At 36.4% G+C, this 368-nt stretch carries 1 protein-coding gene; it reads right to left on the bottom strand.

Translation table 11 applies throughout. The features are described 5' to 3' along the window. Window positions 1-368, bottom strand: a 368-nt coding sequence (locus tag AOA61_RS23470; protein ID WP_256583482.1) for an SNF2-related protein, incomplete at both ends; no start/stop codon positions are given.

Raw genomic sequence — 368 nt, 5'->3', positions numbered from 1 at the left:
CTTTCGCATCGTTTTGTATCAAACGTAATTGTGCCATATAAGTCTTTTTCTGTTCATCGGTCAATTCGGTGTATTGTACCGATTCCATTTTGTCAGGAAGCTCTGTTAAAACATCCTTTTTTAATCGTCTCAATACAAAAGGACGAACTCTCTTTGCAATTTTATCCTGATCCATCGTCTTAAACGACGACTTATTTTTAAACAGACCAGGAAGAACTAGATCGATAATTGCATAAAGCTCATTCAAAGAGTTTTCTATCGGTGTACCGCTCAATGCAAAGGTATGCCCTGCTTTAATCCCCTTCACAGCTTTAGACGTTTTTGTCCAATCATTTTTAATATACTGAGCTTCATCTAGAATCAATGTA

Source organism: Pseudomonas sp. 2995-1 (assembly GCF_002742505.1).
Lineage (GTDB): Bacteria > Pseudomonadota > Gammaproteobacteria > Pseudomonadales > Pseudomonadaceae > Aquipseudomonas > Aquipseudomonas sivasensis.
This window is presented reverse-complemented; position numbering and strand designations above follow the sequence as displayed.